Annotated in this window: 18 protein-coding genes; 7 read left to right on the top strand and 11 right to left on the bottom strand. The window is 61.7% G+C overall.

What is annotated here, in order from left to right; all coding sequences use genetic code 11:
• Nucleotides 1–135 precede the first annotated feature (135 nt).
• The 3 genes from VJ811_RS00670 to VJ811_RS00660 all read left to right on the top strand — a co-directional run bounded on the left by VJ811_RS00670 (nt 136) and on the right by VJ811_RS00660 (nt 3,676).
• Complete coding sequence (locus tag VJ811_RS00670; RefSeq protein WP_324070189.1) at nt 136–1,155, top strand: fumarylacetoacetate hydrolase family protein; 1,020 nt, start codon at nt 136–138, stop codon at nt 1,153–1,155.
• Nucleotides 1,156–1,285: 130 nt separating this feature from the next.
• Nucleotides 1,286–3,016 (top strand): FAD-dependent monooxygenase, encoded by a 1,731-nt coding sequence (locus VJ811_RS00665; protein WP_324070187.1) that lies wholly within the window; start codon nt 1,286–1,288, stop codon nt 3,014–3,016.
• Nucleotides 3,017–3,040: 24 nt separating this feature from the next.
• Nucleotides 3,041–3,676: a glutathione S-transferase family protein gene (locus VJ811_RS00660; protein ID WP_324070185.1), complete on the top strand. Its 636-nt coding sequence runs from the start codon at nt 3,041–3,043 to the stop codon at nt 3,674–3,676.
• Between the two features lie 7 nt (nt 3,677–3,683).
• Here the strand turns inward: VJ811_RS00660 and VJ811_RS00655 are convergent, their stop codons facing one another.
• The 7 genes from VJ811_RS00655 to VJ811_RS00625 all read right to left on the bottom strand — a co-directional run bounded on the left by VJ811_RS00655 (nt 3,684) and on the right by VJ811_RS00625 (nt 10,663).
• Nucleotides 3,684–4,487, bottom strand: coding sequence for an SDR family oxidoreductase (locus VJ811_RS00655; protein ID WP_324070183.1), 804 nt, complete (start codon nt 4,485–4,487; stop codon nt 3,684–3,686).
• A gap of 4 nt (nt 4,488–4,491) precedes the next feature.
• Nucleotides 4,492–5,691, bottom strand: coding sequence for a cytochrome P450 (locus VJ811_RS00650; RefSeq protein WP_324070181.1), 1,200 nt, complete (start codon nt 5,689–5,691; stop codon nt 4,492–4,494).
• A 43-nt stretch (nt 5,692–5,734) separates the two neighbouring features.
• Nucleotides 5,735–6,910 (bottom strand): CoA transferase, encoded by a 1,176-nt coding sequence (locus VJ811_RS00645; RefSeq protein ID WP_324070179.1) that lies wholly within the window; start codon nt 6,908–6,910, stop codon nt 5,735–5,737.
• Between the two features lie 2 nt (nt 6,911–6,912).
• Nucleotides 6,913–7,725: an enoyl-CoA hydratase gene (locus tag VJ811_RS00640; protein ID WP_324070177.1), complete on the bottom strand. Its 813-nt coding sequence runs from the start codon at nt 7,723–7,725 to the stop codon at nt 6,913–6,915.
• A 101-nt stretch (nt 7,726–7,826) separates the two neighbouring features.
• The gene (locus VJ811_RS00635; RefSeq protein WP_324070175.1) at nt 7,827–8,702 is read right to left on the bottom strand and encodes a LysR family transcriptional regulator; all 876 of its coding nucleotides are present in this window, start codon (nt 8,700–8,702) and stop codon (nt 7,827–7,829) included.
• 50 nt (nt 8,703–8,752) lie between these two features.
• Nucleotides 8,753–9,718: a fumarylacetoacetate hydrolase family protein gene (locus VJ811_RS00630; protein ID WP_324070173.1), complete on the bottom strand. Its 966-nt coding sequence runs from the start codon at nt 9,716–9,718 to the stop codon at nt 8,753–8,755.
• Nucleotides 9,719–9,931: 213 nt separating this feature from the next.
• Nucleotides 9,932–10,663, bottom strand: a complete 732-nt coding sequence (locus VJ811_RS00625) for a GntR family transcriptional regulator (protein WP_324070171.1) — start codon at nt 10,661–10,663, stop codon at nt 9,932–9,934.
• A 280-nt stretch (nt 10,664–10,943) separates the two neighbouring features.
• Here VJ811_RS00625 and VJ811_RS00620 point away from each other — a divergent pair, with 280 nt between their 5' ends.
• From VJ811_RS00620 to VJ811_RS00610, 3 genes are all read left to right on the top strand, one after another.
• On the top strand, nt 10,944–12,104 hold the full coding sequence (locus VJ811_RS00620) for an alcohol dehydrogenase catalytic domain-containing protein (RefSeq protein WP_324070169.1): 1,161 nt from the start codon (nt 10,944–10,946) through the stop codon (nt 12,102–12,104).
• 224 nt (nt 12,105–12,328) lie between these two features.
• Entirely contained in the window at nt 12,329–13,714 is a 1,386-nt protein-coding gene (gene hglS / locus VJ811_RS00615; protein ID WP_324070168.1) for a 2-oxoadipate dioxygenase/decarboxylase HglS, read from the top strand.
• 56 nt (nt 13,715–13,770) lie between these two features.
• Nucleotides 13,771–16,644 (top strand): FAD-binding and (Fe-S)-binding domain-containing protein, encoded by a 2,874-nt coding sequence (locus tag VJ811_RS00610; RefSeq protein WP_324070166.1) that lies wholly within the window; start codon nt 13,771–13,773, stop codon nt 16,642–16,644.
• A gap of 15 nt (nt 16,645–16,659) precedes the next feature.
• On the opposite strand, the gene VJ811_RS00605 is transcribed toward VJ811_RS00610, so the two are convergent.
• From VJ811_RS00605 to VJ811_RS00595, 3 genes are all read right to left on the bottom strand, one after another.
• Entirely contained in the window at nt 16,660–17,025 is a 366-nt protein-coding gene (locus VJ811_RS00605) for a nuclear transport factor 2 family protein (protein ID WP_324070164.1), read from the bottom strand.
• A gap of 69 nt (nt 17,026–17,094) precedes the next feature.
• A complete protein-coding gene (locus tag VJ811_RS00600) occupies nt 17,095–19,491 on the bottom strand; it encodes a TonB-dependent receptor (protein ID WP_324070162.1) in 2,397 nt (798 codons plus the stop codon).
• A 99-nt stretch (nt 19,492–19,590) separates the two neighbouring features.
• Entirely contained in the window at nt 19,591–19,899 is a 309-nt protein-coding gene (locus VJ811_RS00595) for a hypothetical protein (protein WP_324070267.1), read from the bottom strand.
• On the opposite strand from VJ811_RS00595, the gene VJ811_RS00590 reads away from it, so the two are divergent.
• Nucleotides 19,780–20,790, top strand: a complete 1,011-nt coding sequence (locus VJ811_RS00590; RefSeq protein ID WP_324070258.1) for an NADP-dependent oxidoreductase — start codon at nt 19,780–19,782, stop codon at nt 20,788–20,790. The genes VJ811_RS00595 and VJ811_RS00590 overlap by 120 nt on opposite strands.
• Nucleotides 20,791–20,995: 205 nt before the next feature.
• Here VJ811_RS00590 and VJ811_RS00585 read toward each other — a convergent pair.
• A partial coding sequence (locus VJ811_RS00585; RefSeq protein ID WP_324070160.1) for an alpha/beta hydrolase family protein occupies nt 20,996–21,455 on the bottom strand: 460 nt, incomplete at its 5' end.

Raw genomic sequence — 21,455 nt, 5'->3', positions numbered from 1 at the left:
TGCGCCGGCACCGGATCGCGTTCGCTCCGCCTGCCTTGATAGCCATTTTATGTTACAACACTGTCCTACAATCTTGCAATAGCATCGTCGGCCTAATATGCCCATAACGCTCGGGCAACAGCTCCGGGCCAATGTTTGACAGCCAGCGCACCAGAAACGAGGTCGCGGCCAAGGGAGAGACAGCCAATGAAATTCGTTACATTTGGGCCACGGAACCGCGTCGGGCTGCTCGTGAATGACCGTATCCTCGATCTTGCGATCGCCGCTGGCGCGCATACGCTGGGCGGCGACGCTTGGGTCGCCACCTTCGGCTCGCTTCAGGGCTTGATCGAGTCGGGTTCGCACGGGCTCGACATCGTTGGCCGTCTCGCCGACAAACTCGCGGGGGCCGACCAGCCCTCGCTTTGGCTCGACGCCGCCGAAACCAGTCTCAACGCCCCCTGGCCCGGGCAGCGGTTCTTCCTCGCCGGCAGCAATAACCCCTCGCACCAGTCGGAAGCCTTCACAAACATGGGCGATGCGCTCACGGTCGAAGAGGCCCGGGAGAAAGGCCGCGCCTTGCCGCCGTCCGGTTTCTGGGGCCAAGCTCGCCCAATCATGGGACCCGATGCCGATATCCAGATTCCGAAGCGCGCGAACGGCTATTTCGATTTCGAGGCGGAGCCGGGCATTATCCTCGGCAAGCAGGGCAAGGACATCAAGGCCAGCGACGGTGCTGCCTATGTCTGGGGCGTGACCCTCGTGGCGGACTGGAGCATCCGGATTCCCGAATGGCCTCCCAAGCCCAACCCTCCTTTCATGCCGGTGAAGAATTTCGACTGCTCGAAGTCAATTGGTCCCTGCATCGTCGTCGGGGAGGTCGATGCCGACGATTTCATGCTGTCCACCATCGTCAACGGTACAGTGAGACAGCATTTCAGTTCGAACGAGATGATCTATTCCTTCGCCGAAATCCTGGAATATTATTCTCGCGATTTCACCTTCTTTCCGGGCGATGTGATCGCCGGCGGTACGGGAGCCGGAACGGCGATCGACCAGACAAAGCCGAATGCCGATCGCAGCTGGCCTGTCGACCTTTTCCTGAAGCCCGGCGATGAGGTCGAGATCAAGGGCGAAGGCATCGGATCCCTCGTAAGCCGTATCACGGCCCCGTAACGGTTTAAAGCGGCGGCGCGGGGACGGAAAGCATCCAGCCCGATCGCTGCGAAGACAGCTTAATGACTATATTGTCCTACAATCTCTTGGAAGATATGGGATGGTGATACGAACTTGGGAGATTAAACCGATGCGCACTGAAAAATGCGGGGTACTCGTCGTCGGCGCTGGACCGAGCGGATTGGCGGCGTCAGCCTTGCTGGCGGGATACGGCATCGCGGTCATCGGCATTTCAAAATATGGCGCGTGCGCTCCGACCCCCCGCGCGACCGTCGCCAACGCCCGGAGCATGGAAGTCTACCGCGACCTTGGCATCGAGGATGAGATGAAGACGCAGGGGGTCTCGATGCGGTCGCTGCCATTCAACGTGTTTGCGACCTCGATGGATGGAATGGAGTTCGCGCGCTATCGAAGCTACGGCACCTCGGCCGCGCGGCTATCCGATTATGCCGCCGCATCGCCGTGCGTCGGGTGGAATATTGCGCAGCACAGGCTCGAACCGGTCCTCCTTGCTGGAGCCAAGTCCAAGGGCGCGGATATCCGATATTCCAACGAGATGCTCAGCATCGAACAGCATACCGACGGGGTGGTCGCGGCGATCAGAAACCGCGAGACAGGCGAAGAATATCGGATCGAGGCCGCCTTCGCGATCGGTGCCGATGGTGGGCGCTCCACTGTCGCGGAGCAGTGCGGTTTCGAAATGGAAGGAGCACCGACTGAAAAAGGTCTCGTCAGCATGTGGGTCGAGGCGGATCTAGCCAAATATGCCGCCCACCGGCCCGCCTATCTCTACAATATCTTCCGGCCCGGCCCCCATCAATGGTACGGCGCAGGCAGCTGGCTTTGCGTAACGCCCTACAGCGAGTGGCTCTTCTCAATGGCCGGCACGGCGGACGTCGGCGAGGCAGAGCTTCTTAAGCGGGCGCGCGAAACGATCGGCGACCCCGACGTAGCGATCAAGATCAACCAGATTTACGACTGGCGCGTCAATCACATCTACGCCCGCCAATATCGCAAGGGACGCATTTTCCTCGCCGGCGACGCGGCGCACCGGCATCCCCCCGCAGGCGGCCTCGGCGCCAATACCTCGGTGCAGGACGCGTTCAATCTCGCCTGGAAGCTCGCCCATGTTCTCAAAGGGTATGCGGGCGAGGCGCTTCTCGACACCTATCATGACGAACGCCAGCCGGTCGGCCGCCACCTCGTGGAGCGCGCGAACAAGAGCATGGCGAATAACGCCCCGATTCCCGCCGCCGTGGGCTGGACGGACGAGATGCCCGAGAACGAAGCATGGCAGAAGCTGGAAACCTTGTTCTCGGACACGGCGGAAGCGGCCGAACGACGCGCAAAACTCGACGCGGCCATCGCGCTCGGCAACTATCGTTCGAATGCGATCGGCATGGAACTGGGGCAGCGTTACCGATCCAGCGCAATTCACGATGACGGGCTTCCGATGCCTTCTCCGTCGCGCGACCCGGAACTATATTATGAACCGACCAGCTTTCCAGGCGCCTACCTTCCCCACGCGTGGGTCCAGCACGGCGCAGCGGAGGTGTCGACACTCGACATCGTGGGCAAGGGCAGTTTCTGCCTTCTCGTCGGCCTGGGAGGAAAAGCTTGGGCCGAGGCAGCCGAAGCGGTCACTCGCGAGACCGGCGTGCCGCTCACCGTTCGCACCATTGGCAAGGGGTGCGAATTCGACGATCTGACCGGCGAATGGGCCGCGGTGCGCGAAGTGAGCGATCATGGCGCGCTGCTGGTGCGTCCCGACCGCTGGGTGGCGTGGCGATCGACGGATCTGCCTCCCGATGCCGTAGCCGGTCTCACCGATGCCGTACGGCATGTCCTGTCGCTGGCCTGAGGAACCGATGCGGGAAGAGAGTATATGAACATCAAGCTCTATTATTTCCCCAACACCTGCGCGCTCGTGCCGTTCGCGGCGCTGATCGAGGCGAACGTCGAATTCGACGTGGAGGTCGTCAACCTTCGCAAGCGCGAACAGCATGGCGACGCGTTTCTTAGCATCACACGCAAGCATGCCGTGCCCGTACTCGCTATCGGAGAGGATCGGCTTACCGAAAATGTGGCCATTCTCGAATGGATCGCCGATCAGTTTGCCGACGCGGCACTTTTGCCGTCCGGATTTGACCGGTATCGCAGCATTTCGCTGATGGCCTGGTTCGCCTCGGGCGTGCACCCGCCGCTTTCGGCGTACCAGGTGCCAAGGCATTTCTGCGACCTCGAAGCGGCCGAGGCAGCCGTCCGTGAGCGTGCGGTTGCTCGCCTCCAGGAATTCTCCGACATCGCCGAAGACATGCTGGCCGGGCGCCAATGGCTCTTCGATCGCTTTTCGATCGCAGACATCTATCTTTTCTGGTGCCTGCGGCGAATGGTACAGCTGGGGATCGGCATCGACGAACACCCCCGGTGCAGCGCCTTTTTCGAGCGCCTTGGCGCGCGGGAGTGCATTCGCAGGACCCTGGAATTCGAAGCCGCGACGCTGGCCGCCTTGCCCGGCTGAGAGCTGGTCACATTGCGGAAATTCCGCCGTCGAGCTTCATTTCTGAGGCCGTCATGAAACGCGATTCATCCGAGGCCAGATAAAGGATTGCGCTGGCCACCTCCTCCGCCTCGCCGAGACGGCCAAGCGGAACCTGACGCGCAAGCTTGGCCAGGACCACATCGCGCTCCTTGTCTCCGACCAGGTCGTCGAGGATCGGCGTCTGGATGAAGCTCGGGTGTACCGAGTTGCAGCGGATGTCCCAGCCGTTTCGCGCGCAATGCAGGGCGACGGACTTGCTGAGGAGCCATACGGCAGCCTTCGAGGCATTGTAATTCGCGAAGGTCGCCGATGCGATCAGCCCGGCGATCGAAGAAATATTGATGATCGATGCAGGCTGGCCTTCTCGCAGCAAGGGCAGCGCAATTTTGCAGCCAAGAAAGACGCTGTCGGTATTGACCGCCATACCGTGACGCCATTCCTCAAGGCTGAAATCCTCGACACTGCCCGTCAGGACGATGCCTGCATTATTCACCAACACCGACAGTCCGCCCATCATCTCGCTTGCGGCCTGAATCGCCGTAGCCCAGTCCTCTTCTTGCGTTACATCCTGGCGGGCGGCGAAGGCAACGCCGGGCCCGAACTCGGCGTTGATCTCTCCTGCGCGCTCCTGAACGGCATCCTCGTTGCGATCGGTGAGCAGGATCTTCGCCCCTTCGGAGGCGAGCAGGCGCGCAGTGCAGGCGCCGATCCCCTGCCCTGCACCGGTTACGAGGGCAAGCTTGCCGGCGACGCGGCCCGCCTTCACCCCAAAGCGCTTCGACGGTTCCATGGCGTCAGGCCGGAAGCAGCCGGATCGGCATCGAGCGAATGCCAATAACGCCGCGATTGGAAAGCGGCGTCGGCGCATCCACCTCGATCGCGGCGGCATGCTTGACAAGCGCTTTCAATAGCGCCTCCATTTCCATCTTCGCCAAATGCTTTCCGGCGCAAATATGCGGACCCGCACTCCATCCGAGCTGGTCTGCCGGATTACGCGCTACGTCGAAGCGTTCCGGATCCTGATATTTGCTGGGATCCCGGTTTGCGGCCCCGAACAGCAGCATCACGCGTTCGCCGGCAGGAATGAAGACATCGTCGGCGCGATAGTCCTCGACGGCGACGCGCGAGAACCAGCGGACGATCGTGGTGTGGCGCATCGCCTCGAGCACCGCGCTCGGGATCAGCTCCGGCTCGGCGCGAAGGCGCTGGTACTGGTCGGGGTTGGTCCCGAGGAGATAAAGCAGATTGCCGGCGGCGTTGATTGTCGTATCGAGGCTCGGAAGGACGAAGGCCCGAAGGCTGACGCGCGCATCGCCGACCGTCATGCCGCCGGTCTGCACTTGCTCGAAAAGCTCCGCGGCCCATGAACCGGGTCGCAGCGAGGCCGGATCAAAGGTCTTCAGATATCGGATCACCTCGCCGGCGGTTGCCAGATCGTCGATGAGTTCGGGGATCGGCTCGCCGTCACGGTCGATAGGGCCAAGCACATTGAAGCTCGAAGATGCCCATTTCAGCATCTTCTTGCGGTCCCCCTCGGGCAACCCCACGAGTTCGGAAATGACATCCACCGGCAGAAGACTGGCGATCTCGGAAATCGCCTCGCGCGTGCTTCCATCTGCAAGGGCGGCAAGCTTGACATCGGCTTTCGCATCGAGGTCGGGACGGATGGAGGCGAGGACCGGCGGCGCAAGATATTTCATGAGCGGCATGCGCATCTTGCGATGGCGGGCTCCGTCGGACGCCAGAACGCCGGGCTCCGCGACTTCCTGGTTGATAAAGGCGTTGAACCCGGTGCCCTTCCCGGAAATCAGCGCTGCCGGTGACTGAAGCGCGCGGGTGACGTCGCGAAAGCGGCTGAGCACGAGGACGTCGGGATTGGGCGCTCGCAGCCGCACCACCGGACCAAGCTCGCGGATCGCGTCATAATGCGGAAAGGGGTTGTCGAGATTTTCCTTTGTAAAAAGATCCACATCATAAAGTGGAACATCCGTCATTACCTCTCTCCTATTCGCCGCGTCTTTTCCCGCGTCCGATCCTTCAGATCACGCCCCTGTCGCGAAGCGATGCAATTTCTCGCGCTTCAAAGCCCGCTTCGGTCAGAACTTCGTCGGTGTGCTCGCCGAGACGTGGCGGCGGCCGCAGGAATTGCGCCGGCGTGCGGCTCAGTCCGATCGGCTGGCCGAGTATTTCGACCGTCCCGAGATCGGGATGATCGAGCGGCTGCACGATCCCCGTTTCCTTGACCTGCGGATCATCGAACATTTCGTCGAGCTTGTAGATCGGTCCGGCCGGCACACCCGCTTCGTTCAGTATCTCGACCCATTCGACGGCCGTCTTCTTCTGCGTTGCCCGGTTGATGAGATGGTTCATCTCGTCGCGATTGCGTTCGCGCGTCGGAGCATCCACAAACCGCGGGTCCGCGCCGAGTTCGGGGGCGCCGATGGCTTTGCAAAGCCGCAGGTAGCTGTCATTGCCCACGGTAGAGAGCGTGAAATAGCCGTCGCTCGCTTCATATACGCCGGTCGGCACGATTTGCGGATGGTCATTGCCGCGTTGCAGCGGAATGCGCTTGTCCATCAACCAGCTCATCGCCTGATAGTCGAGCATCATGATCTGCGAGGCCAGCAGGCTGCTCTGGACCCATTGCCCCTTGCCCGAACGCTCGCGCTCCTGAAGCGCGACGAACGTCCCCATAGCCGCGAAGATACCGGCGCAAAGGTCGGCCGGCGAGATACCCACCCGAAGCGGCCCCCGATCCTGGTAGCCGGTCAGCCACATCAGCCCGCCCATTCCCTGGGCGATCAGATCGAAGCCCGGCCTTGTACGATATGGGCCGCTTTCGCCGAATGCCGAGATCGAGGTGTAAATGAGGCGCTCGTTCACGGCGGCCATCGATTCATAGTCGATGCCGAGACGAAACTTCACGTCGGGACGGAAATTCTCGACGAGGATATCAGCATCCTTCACTAGTCGCTTCAGGACCTCTACCCCCTCGGGCGTCTTCAGATCCAGCGTGATGCCGCGCTTGTTGCGCTGCGCGTTCACATAATCCGACGAAAGCCGATTGTCCCCCATCGGGTCGCCCTCCCCGTCGGTTCGTTCGATCTTGATCACATCCGCGCCGAAGTCGCCGAAGAACTTTACGCACGTCGGACCGGCGCGGACCCGGGAAAGATCCAGGACCTTGAGGTGCGACAGAGGCAGATCGCCCATCTTCATTCCCCTTTGAAATCGGGCTGGCGCTTCTCGAGAAACGCATTGATGCCCTCGATATAGTCTGCGCTTGCAAAGCAGCGATCGGTGAGATCCTCGCAAAGCGCCATGTCAGCCGTGTCACTTGTGACGGCCAGTTCCTTGATCACGCGCTTGGCGGCCTGAATGGTCATCGGAGCGTTTTTCGCAACGGACGCGGCGTAGCTGGCAGCCTCCTCGGCGATCTTATCTGCGGCGAACAACCGCGTCACGAGTCCCTTTGCGAGCGCCTCGGCGGCGTCGTATCGCCGCGCGCTGAGAAGGATATCGGATGCTGTCGCAACGCCGACGGCATCCATCAGACGCTTGATCTCTGCGGGCCCGTAGCCGAGCCCGAGACGCCCCGCAGGAATTGCGAACAGGCTGCGATCGGTGGCAAGACGGACGTCGCAGCACAGCGCCAACGCCATTCCAGCACCGATACAATAGCCCGAGATGTGCGCGATCGTGGGTTGCGGCAGCGCATAGAGGCTGGTCATCGCCTCATAAGCGGCCTTGTCATATTCCTCGCGCGCCGCTGGCTGGCGTCGAAGCGCCTTGAACTCAGAAATATCGGCCCCCGATGCAAATGCCCGGCCACCCGCCCCGGTTACGACCACGCATCGCGTCTGTGCGTCGATCTGCGCGACAGCGGCCCCTAGCTGCTGCCACATGGCGAGCGATATCGCGTTCATGCGCTCGGCATTGTCGATAGTGATCGTCGTCACGCCGCCGGCCGACGACACGGAAATGCGTCCTTCGCTCACCAATCCACTCCCTATGTTCTTGTAGGACAATTGTGTCTAGCAAAGGGGGAACAATTGCAACCCCTATGTTCGTCCCGAAGGTCGCCGGGACGCGCGATAAATGCTGTCGGCGTAACAAAGTGTCGCGCAGCTCAGGGCGCCCCGCTGCGGAACCGCGTAGCTTCCTCGACGAGCCAAGCCCTGAATGCCGCCAGGGGCTGATGCGAGGTCCGGGCTTTTGGCCAGGCAAGATAATAGCTTTCCTCGCCAGCGATCGGCTCGACATCGACTGCAGGTACCAGCTCCCCGCGCCCGAGTTCCGCGGCAATCAGGAAGGTCGGCATGAGTGCCACCCCGACGCCCCCGGCAACCGCCTGAGCAGCTGTCGCGAACTGGTCGATCATCAGCCCGTCGATCTGCCCGGCCCGGACCTGCATCGAGCCGAACCAGTTCATCCAGGCACGGGGGCGAGACACCAGATGAATGAGCGGCGCACGCAGAAGGTCGCCGGGCTCGGCGAAACCTGCCTCGCGCCGCAGCGCGGGCGAACAGACCGGGATAACCTGTTCTCCCATTAGATAGTCGAGCCCGGCGCCCGGCCATTCGGGCAGGCCGAAATGAATTGCGGCGTCGATCGACTCGAAATGAAAGTCAAAGACGTTGAGCCGTGTACAAAGATTGATCGTGACCCCGGGATTATCGGCAAGAAAGTGGCCGAGGCGCGGCGCGAGCCAGCGCGTTCCGAATGTCGGCAGGATAGCCAAGTCGAGCGACCCGCCGGCGCGATTTGTCGTGATTTCAAGTGTGGCTCGAAACAGGGCTGCCAGGATCGGCTTAACCTCTCGGTGATAGGCTGCGCCCGCGTCGCTCAGCATCACCTTGCGGCGGTCCCTCACGAACAGGAGACAGCCCAGCTGATCCTCGAGGACCTTGATCTGCCGGCTGACCGCGCTCTGCGTCAGTTGCAGCTCGTCGGCCGCTGCGCTGAAGCTCAAATGGCGCGCAACGGCATCGAAAGCCGCGAGCAAGCTCGTCGCTGGCAGCAATCGTCTCGGGAACATCGACCTAGTCCGGCGCGCTAGCCGACAGGGCCATCATAAGCCACTATCGTCGCCGAAAGCCTCCCCAAGCCCGAGGCCGAAACCTCGACCTCATCGCCGACGCGCAAGAACAGATCGAGGGGCAGTTTCCCGTCCGGCTCTGGTACGGTGCTATCAGCGGCGGTTCCCGGACCGGTTCCGCCCGACAGCATATCGCCGGGAAGCAATGTCAGGTCCTCGCTGATCTGCGCGAGCAATTCGGCATAGCTGTGGATCATGTTGCCGCTGTTGAACTTCTGGCGCAGCTCTCCGTTCACCCGCGTTTCGACGATGCAATCTTCCGGATCGACTTCATCGACCGCGATCCACGGTCCGATTGATTTCGAATTGTCGAAGACCTTATGTGCGTAGAAAGGCCGCTTGTTCGACAGCAAGTCGTGATTGCGTACGCTCCAGTCGATCAGCAGGGTGCTGCCCCAGACGCGCTCCTTCCAGCCTTCGGCCGGCACCCCTTTGCCGCCACGCGCCAGAACGATTGCCACCTCGCCCTCGAAATCGAAGAGTCCGTGCGAAGACCGCGGATATGGAATGTCGGCGCCCGGCGCAGCGGGGATGGAAACCGACCAGAAGCCGCCTCCAAGCCCCTCCCGGGTCCGTTCGCGCACGTCCTCCGGCGTTGCAGGCCGGCCCATGTTTGTCCGCCCTCGCGATACATGGTCTGCGTTGTTGCTGCCGGCCAACGCCAGGCGACGCCCCGGGAAAGGGGCATGAAGATACGCCGCATCGAGCGCCGTGAAAATCTCAGGATCATCGCTCGCCGCAAAATGCTCGAGCAATGTCCGCGCCTCGTCGAGCCCGCGATCTCCGGTTTCGATCAATTGCACGAGGGTCGAGAACGCCTCGAACGGCTGCGAGCGCCGACGGGCTGCCCGGTCGAGATCGAGAATGCGCGAGCCGTCCAGCACACCGAGCCGTCCGTCACTTCCAAAAAGGACGAATTTCATAACCTGACTCCCCGCCAGCAGCACCAGTGGCGGAGCGTCCGGCCATGCGGAATTTAGTCATGCTATATTGACCGACAATCAGGAAACCCACAAGCTATTTCACCCTGCCACCAGACCGATCCGGTAGCCGCCCAACCGGCGAAGAAGCCGGAGCGATTTACAGAAGCCGCGATAGCGGGGCGGCGATCTCAGCATCGAGAAGAGCCGGGCGAACTAGTGCGCGAAATGTTCGTCCGACAACTCCTGTATGCTGGTCGACCAGGAGCGGACATAATCGCGCCCAATTTGCGCAGCGCCTTCCGCATCGCGCGCGAGGATCGACCTCACCATGCTGTCGAAGGCGGCGACATCGGCGTGGGCGTTCTTGACGCTGAAGGTTGCGCGAAACTGCGCACGGATGATTGTCGCATCGAAACGCGGGAGGTGGCGGCTCAACTCCTTGTTTTTCGTGAGCTTCACGAGTTCGCGCATAAAATCGAACCGGAGGCTCGCAAGATCGAACGCGTTACCTTCCCCGATGGAGTGGGCCATTTTGGAAACAACAGCGCGCAGTGCGTTGACATCCTGGCTCCGTTCGAACCGCTGCGCCGCGAGACTGGCGGCCAACGATATGATCGTGGCGTTGATCTCGAGGATGTCGCGCACCTCGTCACGGCTGAAATGCCGGATGCGAAACCCCCGGTGCAGGCTTGCGACCACCAGACCCTCGGCCTCGAGTCGCCGTAACGCTTCGCGTATGGTGCCGCGTCCGACACTGAAACGGCGCGTCAGATCTCCCTCTATCAGCTTCTGCCCGGGGACGAAGCGTCCCTCGTAGACGCCGCGGACGATCCCGAGGACGATCTGGTCGACCGATCCGACACGATTGGCAGAATCGACTCTCTCCTCGCCTGCATCGGCCGTGTCGGACATTTTGCTCGGCTTACCGTAGACCAATTCGTCCATTTCCTCAGACAGTTTCATAATTCGGACACCCCAAGCATTCCCTGTAAATACGGCACTTTCAAAGCAAATTCGGGTAGCCCCGCCCCACTTCACGGCCATCACAGCGCATGGGCCTACAATAGGCCGTCCATTCTGTCGAGGTTAGGGCTCAAGAATGAGAACTTTTTTGTCATACCATTTCATCTTGCAAAAAATCCTCCTCTGTGAAAAATTCCTGAACACAAGTCCGGTCACGAAATCGGGCATTGCCGGTATGCGGCTGGGATGAGGAGGAAAATATATGAGCATCGACATGGCGGAAATCGACGGCGATCGCGTCGGGACCGCGGTGCACGAGACGATGCGAGCGGCCCGATATCATCGCGTCGGCGCTCCCTTTTCGGTGGATGTGATCGATCGGCCATCGCCTCGACCGCACGAGGTTGTGGTTCAGGTCCACGCCTGCGGCCTTGTGCCCAATTACGCGACGGTACTCGAGAAGCTCAGAGACCATCCCGCCATTTCCGCGCCGACACTCCCGGCCATCTACGGTCTCGACCCTGCAGGCGTCATCGTCGAGAAGGGATGTCTCGTGCACGGGCTCGAAATCGGTGACCGTGTCTATGCCAACCCCCTGCGCTATTGCGGAAGCTGCCGCGCCTGCCGGCGCGGGCAACCTACCGCTTGCGATTATGGCGCGCTCAGCAATTATTTCGGCTTCGGCCCGAAATCCGCGCAGACACTCGCGGATTATCCCTATGGCGGCTTCGCGGAATTCATGGTCGCGCCGCAAGAAAGCATCGTCAAGCTCCCGCCGAACGTACCGTTCGAGGTCGGAGCGCGGTGGGGATATCTCGGTACGGGCTATGGCGCGGTTCGGGCAGGTAACGTCGATGTCAACACCACGGTGCTGATCAACGGCGTATCGGGAACGCTCGGTCTCGGCGCGGCCTTGTTCGCGTTGGCGATGGGGGCCCCCAGAATTTTCGGGGTCGGTCGCAACCCGGAGCTTCTCGAACGGGTGAAGGCGCTCGCACCCGACCGGATCGATGTCCTCTGTGCCGGGGAGGGATCGATTAGCGAGCGCGTGCGCGCGCTGACGGGGGGAGAAGGCGCCAACGTCGTGATCGACGCACTTTCGACAGGATCGTCGGCAGCCGCCTACCTCGATGCGTTCGGCGGGCTTGCAAAAGGCGGTACGCACGTCAATGTCGGTGGTGTCTTAGAACCGGTCCCGCTCAATATGCTCATGCTCGTCAACGAGGCACAAACCCTCATAGGCTCGCTCTGGTTTTCGACAGCGCAGGGCCAGGAAATGGCCGATCTGGCCGCAATGGGGCGAGTCACCTTCGACATGTTCGACACCAAGGTCTTTCCGCTCGAAGGACTGAACACCGCGCTTTCGGAACTCAACTTCGGATGCGGCGGCTTCACCAACTACGTGATCTGCCCGCAGCTTTAAGGGAAAGACTCCCCGCCGCGCGGGCCGGTCGGTGCAGTTATCCCGTAGCGCTTCCGGCCGCTAACCCGCTGGCGCGCGAGGGCGCGGCACCACCGCCGCGCGCCTTTCTTATTCCGGTTCGGAATAAGATGCGTCGGATTCTTGATTTTAGTACTCGAGTCCGCCGCGCTAGAAGGCCTGTATCCCGGACACTCAACGTGCCGCAAACCCGAGACAGGACGGACATGCCTTATTCCAATCTGGTCCAGGATGATTTCATCCGGAGCCTTTTCGCGAATGCGATGTCGGCAATGTACCGCGAGGAAGTTCCCCTCTACGGCACCCTGCTTGAAATCGTCGACGCCGTGAACAGCGAGGTTCTCGAAGCGAAGCCAGCGATGACATTCGAACTTGCACGGCACGACGAACTCGCAAGATTGTCTCAAGAATATCATGGTGCAATCCGGTTGGGGCGCCCCGACGAACTCGCAATGATGCGGCGCCTTTTCGCGGTCATGGGCATGTACCCTGTAGGCTATTATGATTTGACGATGGCCGGTGTGCCGGTTCACGCGACTGCTTTCCGGCCCCTGCGTCCGGGAAAGCTGAACAAAAACCCGTTTCGCATCTTCACCTCGCTGCTTCGGCCCGAACTGATCGACGATGCCGATATCAGAGACGAAATCGACCGCCGGCTCGCCGCTCGCCGGATTTTTCCGGAGGCAACGATCTCACTGATCGAGAAGTTCGAGCATGAGGGCGGCCTCGACGAGAGCGAGGCGCGTCTGTTCGTTGCCAGCGCCCTCGAGATATTTCGCTGGCATAGCGAGGTAAATGTCGACGTCGCGCTCTACAATCGGCTTCATAATGCGCATCGCTTGGTCGCGGATATCGTCTGCTTTAACGGGCCGCACATTAATCATCTCACACCGCGCACACTCGACATCGACGCAGCGCAACGCAAGATGCTCGCCCGGGGCATGCAGGCCAAGGACCTAATCGAGGGACCGCCGGCACGCGCCCATCCGATTCTGCTGCGCCAGACGAGCTTCAAAGCGCTCGATGAACCTGTGCGCTTCGTGGACGGGAACAAGACGCAAAGCGGTACGCATACGGCAAGGTTCGGGGAAATCGAGCAGCGGGGCATGGCGCTGACCCCGAAGGGGCGCCAGCTGTATGACGAACTGCTCGCCGAGGCGCGCGAAGAACCGAAAGCGTATGACGCCCGGCTCTCTTCAGCGTTCGAGCGTTTTCCCGACGATCTCTGCACCCTTCGGCGGGAGGGCCTCGGCTATTTCGAATATCGTCTTTCGAGCACCGCTGAAATCAACGGCTATGAACCTGACGATGTGGAATCCCTGGTTGCCGCCGGTCTCGTCGACGCTTTTCCCATCACTTATGAAGATTTCCTGCCGGTGAGCGCGGCGGGGATATTCCAATCGAATCTCGGCGATCAAGGGCCGAAGTCCTATTCGGCTGCGGCTGCACAGTTAGCGTTCGAAGCGATACTCGGCACCCCCGTCGCCGATCCTTTCGAACTCTATGCGGAACGACAGCAACAATCGATCGAGCAGGTCCGCCGGAAGCTTTCGCAGGCTCGGCGAATGGCGCTCGGGCGCGCCGACGCGTGAGGCCCGACGATCTCCGTTTCGCCAAGTTCGCCGACGCGCTCGCAGGCTCGGGATTTTTGGGCGACCTGGAAACAGGAGCTGGCGCTCGCGAAGTCGCGGCGACCGACAATTCAATCTATCATCTTCTCCCGCTCGCCGTCGCCTATCCGCGGTCGGGCGAGGACATCAACCGGATCGTCCGCGAGGCTGCACGCGCGGGCGTGCCCATCTGCGCGCGGGGCGGCAACACAGGCACCAACGGGCAATCGCTGAGCCGCGGCCTCATCGTCGATTTCGCTCGCCATATGAACCGGATCATTTCCGTCGAAAGCGACGAGACGGGTGCCCGCGTCCGGGTCGAACCTGGCGTGGTCCTTGATCAGCTCAATGCCGCGCTTTCCGAACGGGGATTGTTCTTCCCGCCCATGGTCTCGACGGCCAGCCGGGCCACGATCGGCGGGATGGTCGGCACCGATGCCTCGGGCAAGGGGTCGCGGCGCTACGGCAAGACGTCGGATTATGTCGAAGCCGTCGAACTGGTCCTGTCCAACGGCGAGGATTGGACAGCCGAACCCATGACCGCCGCTAGGGCCGAGGAGTTGGGGGCCACCGTGGATATGGTCGGCAATATCCACCGCGAGGTCCTGCGTGTCGTGCGCGAGCAAGCGGACGAGATTGCCCGCGTCTTTCCAGAGATGAACCGGGGTCTCACCGGATATAATCTTCAGAAGGTGTACGAGGAGCCGCTCGACCGCTTTTTCCTCGGCTCTCTCCTCGCGGGCTCGGAAGGGACGCTGGCGGTAACCAAGGCGGTCACGCTGCGGGCCATTCCCAAGCCCCGAGCGAAGGCGCTTGCGGTCGTGCGCTACAGCGGATTTGAAACCGGGCTTCGAGACGTGGCGCGCCTCCTCGACGCCGACCCGGTTGCCATCGAAATCATCGACGACAAGGTTATCGGCGTCGCGCAATCCGACGTTGTTTGGAACGGCATCGAGACCGTGCTTGGAGACGATCCGGACGCGCTTACGAAGGCGATCAGCTTCGTCGAGTTCGCTGGTTCAGCCGGCGAAGTCGAGAATGGGCTTGCCCTGCTCGCGGGACTTGCACAGGCCGCCCCGTCCGAACAGATCGACATTAAGATCGTCCGCGACCTGGAAACCATCGCCGGCTTGTGGCGTCTCCGCGAAAAATCCGTAGGCCTGCTGGCGAGGATCGGAGGCGGCGGCCAAGGCATCCCGTTCGTCGAGGACACGGCGGTTCCGCCAGAACGGCTCCCGGAATTCGTCGCCAGGTTTCGCGGCACCCTCGACAGATACGGTCTCAAATACGGCATGTTTGGCCATGCCGACGTCGGATGCCTCCATGTGCGCCCGTTCATCGACATGAAGGACCCGGCACAGGCCGCGCTCATTCGCCCGCTGTCCGACGAGATAGCTGCCCTGACGAAAGCGCACGGCGGGCTCCTATGGGGCGAGCACGGCCGCGGCTTTCGGGGAGAGTATTCGCCATTTTTCTTCGGACCCACCCTTTATGCCGAATTGCAGAATATCAAGCGCGCTTTCGATCCTGCGGGCCTGCTCAATCCCGGAAAGCTCGCGAGCCCCCCGGGGGGAGACGCGATCGACCGCATCGACGCGATACCCTTCAGAGGAACGCTCGACGCCCGCATCGACGAGGCGTTGAAGCAGGAGTTTGATCGCGCAATCGCCTGCAATGGCAATGGAGCCTGCTTCAGCTGGGATACCCATGACGCCATGTGCCCTTCCTATAAGGCGACACGCGACCGCGCGCAGTCGCCGAAAGGACGGGCCGCCCTGCTCAGGACATGGGCCAGGCTGGCAAGCGCTGCGGCCCGGACCGGTTCGACGTCTTCCGATCTGGCCGCGATCGAAAGCGCAACCGCAGCCTCGCTGGCGACATGCCTGTCGTGCAAGGCCTGCACGACATCCTGCCCCGTGAATGTCGATATTCCGACGATGAAATCGCGCTTCTACGAGCGATATTACGCCCGCCGACCAAGGCCTCGCCGCCACGGGCTGGTGAAGCGGCTCGAGCTGCTCCTCGCCGTGGGAAGACGGGTGCCCGCGCTTGTCAACTTCGCGGCTGGATCCAAACCCGTTCGCGATGTCATTCGCGCCTTCGGCGGCTTCGTCGATCTTCCACGCTTTGCGCCAGCCGCCGGACCGTTGGTTCCGCCCGTCGTCGATATCCGCTATCTTCGCAGCCTTGGCGCCGATGAAGCGGCACGGACGGTGGTGCTGATCGAGGATAGTTTCACCGCCAGTTTCGACGGGGCCGTGCTCGCGGCGGCGGCCGCCGTTCTCGGGCACGTTGGCTTTCGCGTCCTGCGTCTGCCACCGAAACCGAACGGCAAGGCGCTGCATCTCCTGGGCATGCGGCGCGGCTTCGCCGATATTGCGCGTCGTCGTGTCGCCGAGCTCGAGGGTTTGGCGGCGACGGGCGTCAACCTTGTCGGACTGGACGCGGCGACCTCGCTGATGTTCGAGCAGGAGTATCGCGAATTCACTGGCACATCGGTACGGCTGTCCGGCCTCGAGGACATAATCCTGCGCGGTCTCGACCATTTCTTGCCTGCAGCCCCCCCACCCTTCCCCGGCGGATTCCGGCTCCTCAGCCACTGCACCGAGGCGGCATTGCGTCCCACGGCGGCGGGGAAGTGGAAGCAGGCTTTCGCGCAATGCGGACTCGCTCTTGAGCCGCAGCGGACGGGCTGCTGCGGTATGGCGGGCATGTTCGGTCACGAAGCAGAGAATGAGGCGATATCGGAACGACTGTTCGACCTGAGCTGGCGGCCCGCATTGGCGAAGGAGGACGCGGTTGCCGTCGCGACCGGCTTCTCGTGCCGCTGCCAGTCCGCGCGTCTTACCGGAAAGCGGCCAGCCCACCCGATCGAGATCATCCGCGACAGGTTATGCCCAACGCGGATATGAGCTGCAATCCAACGCCTAGCTTCCGTCCTTGCGCGTGACCTGGGTGGTGGCAAAGCGCCATTCGCCGCCGTCACGGACGGCCAGTTGGAGCGCGACCAGCGCCGACCTGCGATCCGCGAAGACGTTATATTGCTCGCCGAGCAGCTCGGCCACCGGACCATGGAGGCGCACGCTGAGGGATCCGCGCTCGACGAGGCGTGGATTTGCGGCTGCGGCCGGAAGATAGGTCTCGAGATCATCGATCCGCCCGTTGGCATGCACATGACGATAAGCGGGCGACAGGATCGAACGCAATTCTTCGACATCTCCCTTCCGGAGCGCAGCGCAGCGTCGTTGTTCGAGTGCCAGAAGGGCAGCGACTTCCGGATCGGTTTCTCTCATTTCATCTTCCTCTCTTGCTTGGCGGCGGTACGGCCCGCGAAGACATACCGCCGCCGCCCCCTTTGGATGTTATGCGCCCGGCCGCAGCGTGATCCGCAGCCTGATCTCTCGCCCTCGTGTCGTGTAGGCGACGAAATCGGAAGGGGCGCCAATCGCAGTACCCGTCGTCGCCGCGTTGCCGCTCCCGAACGCCTGTATGCCATGCCCTCCGTATCGCTTGTTTGTCAGGTTTTTCCCGACGATCCCGACTTCCCAGCTGCCGCTGGGCGAGCCGATGCTGAAGCCGGCGTCGAGGAGATAGGTCCGCGGGTGGATACCCCAAGGAATATTCTCCTGGGTCAGGAAGCTTGGCGATTCATAGGCCAGATGTCCGTCGAGGCCGAGCTTCAGCCCGCTGCCGACATCGGTCGAGAGGTTGAAGCCGGTCGATGCCGACCATTTCGGTGCCTTCATCAACGGCTTGCCGGCAAGGCTCTGCTGATCGGGCACCGTCCCGGCATCGACGCTATCGATTGTGCAGCCCTGGGCCAATGTCTGGCCCACGAAGCAACCGGCGATGAAATCCTGATAGCGGGCGTCGTTATACGCGACGGTCGAAAAGAGGCGCAGGCCCGGCACAGCCCGCGGCGAAAAGCTCGCGGAAAATTCCGCGCCCTTGACGCGCGCCGACGACGCGTTGCTGATCCGCGTCGTCGCGGTCTGCGGATCGAGAGCGCTCAATTGCAGACCTTTGTACAGATAGGAATAGAGCGTACCCTCGAGGCGAAGCTGCCGGTCAAGAACCGCCGCTTTGAAGCCTCCTTCGAAGCCCTCTACGGTCTCGGGCTTGTAGGAATTGTCGATAAGCGTCACCGCCGGATCGGCAATCGCGCCGAGAAAGGTGAGCGAACTCACCTGGAAGCCGCCCGATTTATAGCCTTGCTTATAGGAAGCAAAAATGTTGAGACCGCTGTTCGGCCGGTACGCCACGGTTAATTCGGGCGACAGGTCGGTGAAATGGATCTTCGGAAGAAATTTTCCGCTCAGACTGACCGTCTGGCGCTTCGTATCGTCAGTGTAGCGGACACCGGCGGACACATTCAGCGCGTCGACAACGTCGAGCGACGCTTGCGCGAACGCGGACAGCGCGCGCGACCGCACGTCCCAGGTGGCGCTAGGAAGCGAGGTGAATACCGCCGTCGCGGGATTGTACCGCAGGACATGCTCGATATTCTCAAGATCGTTATACTGGTAGAATCCGCCGAACATCCAGCTGAAAGAAGAGGATGAATTGTCCGACGCCACACGCAATTCCTGGCTCAGCACATATTGATCATTCGCCCCGGCGGAAGTCAAAACCGGAAGGCCGAGGGCGTTGTTATCGGCATAGGATGCATCATTCTTGTAGTACCCCGACGTCGACGTCACCATCACGCCATCGAACGGCACGAGAGTGGCCTCGAGCGAAAGCAGCTTCTGGTTGAGCTTGGAATAAGGCTTCCCGTTGTCAGGAAACAGGCTGTCGCCGACGATACTGCCGGTGTTCGGCGGGAAATCCCGCCGGTAGAAGAAGCGGTCATAGGTACAGTCGGTTTCGCTCGGCGTAACCGATGCGCCCGCGGGCACGCCGTTCGGGCAGTAGACGCGCTGCAGGCCGGCGAAGGCGCCCCCGCTCACAATGCGGTTGAAGGTTCCCTTGAGCTTGAAGGTCAGGTCGGCGCCCGGCTCGAACATGAGCGTTCCGCGAATGCCGACCTCGCGCGGGTCGGGACCATGGCGCTGCTGCGCAAAGCGATAGCCGTTCGTGAACTCGCCTTCCTGTGTGCTGACCTTGACCGCGAGGCGGCCGAGCAAATTGGCTGCGATCGGCCCGGAGACAACACCCTCGGCCTGCATCTGCCGTGCCCGCAATTCATATTCGCCCCGCACCATCATCTCAAACGCGTCGGTGGGCTCCGCCGTGGTGAGCGCAATGATGCCCGCCGTGGCATTCTTGCCGAAATAGAGCGCCTGCGGTCCCTTGAGCACTTCCACCTGGCCGAGGTCGAACTGTCCGAGCTGCATTGCGCCGCCCGTTCCCACGGGGACGTTGTTGATGACGACGAGGACCGCAGGGTCGGTCGCGGCGTTTCCGGTCGGGCTGGTGATGCCGCGGATCGCGCTGAAGCCGCCGAACACGCCGACGTTGCTGAATGTCTTCAGCTGCGGCGTATAGGTTGCAATGTCTCCGATGGAATTGACCGCCGCGCGCGAAAGCTGCTCGGCGGAAAAGGCGTTGACGACGACCGGGACTTCCAGCGAGACCTCCGACCGGCGACGGGCCGTCACAATGATATCACCGCTGGTGTCCGCCTGCTGTGCTTCCATCGGCTCGCCGGATTGCGCAGACTGAACCTCGGTATCCGCCGCGTTTGCACCAGCCGCCCACCCGGCAAGGCCGTAACCCGCCATCGCCGCCCCCGTCATCAGCCGCATAAACATCTGCATAATCCTCTCCCGTTCGTTGTTCACATCCGGCGATCAGCGCCGATAAAGTGACTGGCAATCTAGTGCCCGACACGATAGTCATACAATTATGCACGAAGATCAAGATTGGATCGCTCTTCGGCGGTCGGCTCGACGAATTTTCAGCCGTCTTGCGGAGAGGAACCCGGTCAGGAAGGGCAGAAGCGCGATGGCGATCCGGCGTGCGAGGCGAAGGAATGACAGCAACCGCGCACCGAAGCCATGGAAGAGGAAGGAAAAGCGATGGAAATTCGGAATCGGCAGTGGATATTGAAACGGCGGCCGAAGGGCCTTCTGCGCCGCGACGATCTCCTCCTCCGGCGAGGCGCGGAACAGGAGCGGCCGCTTGCCGATGGCGAGATTCGTATCCGCAATCTCGCCTTCCATCATGCACCCACGATGCGGAATTGGATGTCGGGCGACGAAAGCGGGCTCCACCGCACGATCGCTCTCGGATCACCCGTGACCGCGCTGGCGGCGGGCCGGGTAGTGGAATCGCGTGCGAGCGCTTATCCGGTCGGCGCCCGCGTCACTGCGATGAGCAAATGGAGCGAATATGACATCGTTGATGTCAGGGGCTGGGCGCCCACGCCGATCTCGCCTGGAACGACGGCGATCGAAGCAATGGGAATATTGGGAATCAATTCGCTTACGGCCTATTTCGGGCTGCTTCGCATCGGCGAGCCCCGCAGCGGAGAAACGCTTGTCGTTTCGGGAGCGGCGGGAGCCACCGGCTCGGTTGCCGCCCAGATCGGAAGGCTACAGGGATGCAGGGTCATTGGCATCGCCGGCGGCGAGAACAAATGCAACTGGCTGCGCAACGCGTGCGGAGTCGATGCGACGATCGACTATAAAAGCGAGGATGTCGGCTCCGCCCTCGATCGGCTGTGCCCGGAAGGAATCGACATTTTCTACGACAATATCGGGGGCGCGATCCTGCAGGCCGGCGTGGATCATATGGCGCGCCATGGCCGGATCGTCCTTTGCGGCCAGATATCGGGATATAATGAAGAAGGGCCGGTCGCCGCCTTCACCGACATGATGCGCCTGATTTACGGGAGCATCAGGATGCAGGGGTTCCTCTTCACCGACTATGCACCGGAGATTCCGGCAGCGATGGAGCAACTGGTGGGCTGGATCCGGTCAGGCGCCATCGTAACAAGGCAAGATGTACGCGAGGGTTTCGAGAATCTCCCCTCTTCTTTCAATGCCCTCTTCGACGGGACGAACGAGGGGGTTCTGGTCGCTATGATTGATCAAGATGCAACGAGCGTCGATTGAGGAGCGGACAGCTTGGCGGCTCAGCTCTCAGAAGCCACCGCCTTGGAGATGGTGGTCAAGACCAAGTCGGGAACGCCGGTTGAAGCAAATTCAAGCATAGAGGCAGTGCGCCGACGCCCTCATCCGACACCGGTGCGGCCGCGGCTGCACTGTGATTGTCAAAGACAGTTCAGCGCCATGCCGCCGATTGGAAATACGCTATCCCCTAACGGTCAGCGGCGCCCTTCAAATATTTGTCAAACCAAGCGATCGTCCTCTCGGCAGCGTCGATCTGGTTCTCCCGTCGCATGAAGCCATGACCTTCCTCGGGATAGACTTTCGAGTCGACGGTCTTCCCGATCTCGCGCAAAACTTTGACGATTTGCTCTGCTTCGTGCGCAGGGACGCGGATGTCGTTTGCCCCTTGAAGCACCAGCAAGGGTGCCTTGGTGTTGCGCAAATAGGTGAGAGGGCTCACCCGCTGATAAACATCCTTCTCTTTCACCGGATCGCCGATCAGTCCGCGCTGATACTCGCGAAGCGCCGGCGAGCCTCGCTCCCACATTGTGTGCCAGTTGACGATGCCATATTGCTCGACGCCTGCCGCCCAGAAGTCCGGCATTCGCCCAACCGCCATCACGGTCATGAAGCCGCCGTAGGAACCGCCGGTAATTCCGATCTTCTCG

Origin of the sequence: Sphingopyxis sp. (assembly GCF_035250425.1) — a bacterium.
GTDB lineage: Bacteria > Pseudomonadota > Alphaproteobacteria > Sphingomonadales > Sphingomonadaceae > Sphingopyxis.
The sequence above is the reverse complement of the archived record's forward strand: the minus strand, read 5'-3'. Positions and strand labels throughout refer to the sequence as shown.